Origin of the sequence: Pseudolysinimonas sp., from assembly GCF_031389465.1 — a bacterium.
Taxonomy (GTDB): domain Bacteria; phylum Actinomycetota; class Actinomycetes; order Actinomycetales; family Microbacteriaceae; genus Pseudolysinimonas_A.
Window position 1 is genome coordinate 1 of the sequence record NZ_JANMSQ010000109.1, and the last position, 1,568, is coordinate 1,568.

Annotated in this window: 3 protein-coding genes; 1 reads left to right on the forward strand and 2 read right to left on the reverse strand. The window is 68.0% G+C overall.

The genetic code is table 11. From position 1 onward, the window contains the following. The coding region (locus RMO30_RS04245) for a DUF6264 family protein (protein WP_309709940.1) at positions 1–269 on the forward strand (269 nt) is incomplete at its 5' end. Between the two features lie 5 nt (positions 270–274). On the opposite strand, the gene argF is transcribed toward RMO30_RS04245, so the two are convergent. Beyond that, positions 275–1,204 carry an ornithine carbamoyltransferase gene (gene argF, locus RMO30_RS04250; protein ID WP_309709942.1) on the reverse strand — a complete coding sequence of 310 codons (930 nt, stop codon included), beginning with the start codon at positions 1,202–1,204 and terminating at the stop codon, positions 275–277. Then, on the reverse strand, positions 1,201–1,568 hold a 368-nt coding region (locus RMO30_RS04255; protein ID WP_309709945.1), incomplete at its 5' end, for an aminotransferase class III-fold pyridoxal phosphate-dependent enzyme. The genes RMO30_RS04255 and argF, both read right to left, overlap by 4 nt.

Consider the following 1,568-nt stretch of genomic DNA (forward strand, 5'->3'; position numbering starts at 1 on the left):
CCGACCCGGTGCTGCTGAACGAAGCGCTCGGGCAGGGCGGCATGGGCGGCTTCAACGGCACCGTGGGCGCCGGTCCGACGATCATCGCGGTGAGTCACGTCGTGCTGTACCTCATCGCGCTCGGCGTAGGAATCCTGCTGCTCGTGAAGAACAAGATCGCGTTCTGGGTCCCCCTCAGCGCGGGAATCATTGCGGCGATCGTCTTCTGGGGCGTGCTGTCGAGCATCCTGCTGAGCGACCCCAACCTGCTCAACAACGTCTACCGCTGACCCACTCACGGCGAACTCCTCTCAAGCAGCCAGGTCAGCAGGGCCTTCTGGGCGTGCAGCCGGTTCTCGGCTTCATCCCAGATGACGCTTTGCGGGCCGTCGATAACGTCGGCGGCGACCTCGTAGCCGCGGTCGGCCGGAAGGCAGTGCAGGAAGATCGCATCGGGCTTGGCGAGCGTCATGAGTTCGGGAGTCACCTGGTAGCCGCCGAAGACGGCGACGCGGTGCGCCTTCTCGTCTTCCTTACCCATCGACACCCAGGTGTCGGTGACGACGACATCAGCGCCGGCGACCGCCTCGTTCTGGTCGGTGAAGAGTGTCACCGAGCCACCGGTCTGCGCGGCGCGAGCATCGGCATCCGTCACCACCGCGTCCGCCGGGCTGAACTCCTCGGGAGCCGCGACCCGCACGTGCATGCCCGCGGTCGCGCAGGCGAGCAGGTAGCTGTGCGCCATGTTGCTCGCCCCGTCGCCGAGGAACGTCACGGTGAGCCCGGCAAGGGTGCCCTTGTGCTCCCGGATGGTCAGCAGGTCGGCGAGCAACTGGCACGGGTGGAAGTCGTCGGAGAGCGCGTTGACGACGGGGACGGTGGTGCCGGCCGCCATCTGCTCGAGCCCGGACTGGGCGTAGGTGCGCCAGACGATCGCCGCGACCTGCCGCTCCAGCACCCGGGCGGTGTCGGACGGGCTCTCCTTGCCGCCGAGTTGGCTGTTCGCCGTCGAGATGATGAGCGGGATGCCGCCGAGGTCGGCGATCCCCACCGCAAACGAGACCCGGGTGCGCGTCGACGACTTGTCGAAGATCACCGCGACGGTCTGCGGTCCGGCGAGCGGCTTACGGCCCCAGCGGTCGGCCTTGATCTGCTCGGCGAGGTCGAGGATTTCGGTCTGCTCGGCCTGCGTGAGGTCGTCGTCGCGGAGGAAATGGCGGGTCATTCGTAGAGTCCTTCGGTACTCATGAGCGCGGAATGGAAGAGGCCGAGAAAGCGATCGACGTCGTCAGCATCGATACTGAGCGGTGGGGCGAGACGGATGCGATCCTCCGCTGCGGCGTTGACGATGAGTCCCAGCTCGAGGGCGCGCGTGGCGACCGCCCCGGCGTGCGGCCCGTCGAGCCCGATGCCGATCAGCAGTCCCCGCCCGGAGACATCGATGATCGCGGGGTGCTCGAGAGTGGCGAGACCGGCACGGATGCGGTCGCCCATCACCCGGGCAGTGCCCACCAGGTCGGAGCGCTCGATCTCTCCGAGCACGGCGTTTGCGGTCGCGGTCGCGAGCGGGTTGCCGCCGAACGTCGTGC

Coding starts and splice junctions, on each gene's coding strand:
- argF (WP_309709942.1), bottom strand. CDS start 1,204: ATGACCCGCCATTTCCTCCGCGACGACGACCTCACGCAGGCCGAGCAG.